Source organism: Mesorhizobium sp. Cs1299R1N1 (genome assembly GCF_037179655.1).
In the GTDB taxonomy this organism is placed as follows: domain Bacteria; phylum Pseudomonadota; class Alphaproteobacteria; order Rhizobiales; family Rhizobiaceae; genus Mesorhizobium; species Mesorhizobium salmacidum.
Map to the genome: position 1 here is coordinate 1 of NZ_JAPYKR010000096.1, position 753 is coordinate 753.

Annotated in this window: 1 protein-coding gene; it reads right to left on the minus strand. The window is 66.1% G+C overall.

Going from position 1 to position 753, the window contains the following annotated elements; translation table 11 throughout:
- The coding region (locus O7A70_RS33860) for a condensation domain-containing protein (RefSeq protein ID WP_337144212.1) at positions 1-753 on the minus strand (753 nt) is incomplete at both ends.

Consider the following 753-nt stretch of genomic DNA (forward strand, 5'->3'; position numbering starts at 1 on the left):
GTGTGATCCCCGATCAAATGATGCAGCAGCTCCAAAAGCAGCCAGCGCCCGCTGCCGGGCTCGCGCGCGATCACGAACCGCAGCAGCGGCGCCCGGCCAAGATCGACGCGATAGTGACGCGGATCGAACCGGCGCTTCAGTTGCTCATGAGCGGGACTGTCGTCTTCATCCAGCTCGACCTCGCTCACCTCCAGCGGCGCGCGACGCCACACCACCTGGGCCGGGTTCGACAGCCTCTCCCAGACAAAGGCCGTGCGCAGGATGTCGTGCCGGTCGACCACCTGCTGGACCGCACCAAGATAGCGCTCCAGCAGGCTACGCTCGGCAAATGCCATCTGCGACACCAGCAGGTAGGGATCGCCCCGGGTCGCCAGCAGATGATGGAACAGGATGCCGTCCTGCAGCGGCGACAGGCCATAGATGTCCTGGATGTTGCCGAGGCCACCCGGCACCGTGGCGACGACCCGGTCGATCTCTTGCTGCGACAGCTCGATCAGCGGCAGCATCTCTGGCGTGATCGCCGTGCTATCCTCGTCGATCAGGTTGGCGGGGACCGCCACCTCGTGATGACTGCCAAGGCTTGCCGCGAGATCGCAAAGCACCGGCCTGGCGAACAGGGTGCGCACCTCCACCCCCAGCGACAGCCGCCGCAGCCGCTCCATCAATTGCACCGCCAGCAGCGAGTGACCGCCGAGCTCGAAGAAGTGGTCGTGGCGTCCGACCCGCTCGACCCCCAGAAGCTCGACCCAGATG